General features: G+C 65.5%; 1 protein-coding gene. It reads left to right on the top strand.

Annotation, left to right across the window (positions count from 1 at the left end; translation table 11 throughout):
• A partial coding sequence (locus AB4078_RS18680; RefSeq protein WP_441978382.1) for an isocitrate dehydrogenase kinase/phosphatase-domain containing protein occupies positions 1 to 337 on the top strand: 337 nt, incomplete at its 5' end.
• Between the last annotated feature and the right edge of the window lie 34 nt (positions 338 to 371).

Here is a 371-nt window from a genome sequence, read left to right as displayed (position 1 = left end):
GCCGAAGAACTTCGGCGTSTCSCGCCACGGCCGYGCCGTGTTCTACGACTACGACGAGTTGTGCCTGGTCAGCGACTGCGTATTCCGGGCCTGGCCCAAGCCAGGCTCTCCGGAAGAAGCGATGGCCGATGAGCCCTGGTTCCTTGTCGGTCCGCGCGATGTTTTCCCCGAGCGGTTCGGGCCGTTCATGGGCTTGCCGGCGCAGGAACTGGCAGCGGTGCGCGAGCACTATCGTCATCTGTTCGATCCTGCCTGGTGGCAGGGGCTACAGGCGCGCTTTGCGGCGGGCGATTATCCGGACACGCCACCGTATTCGGCTGCGCAGCGGTTGGCGTGATTGGCCGCGCCGACTGCGAGGAACTCGGGTAATC

It is taken from the genome of Microbacterium sp. 2MCAF23 (genome assembly GCF_052115565.1).
Classification (GTDB): Bacteria; Actinomycetota; Actinomycetes; order Actinomycetales; family Microbacteriaceae; genus Microbacterium.
Note: the sequence above shows the minus strand (reverse complement) of the source record. Positions and strands in the feature narration are given on the sequence as shown.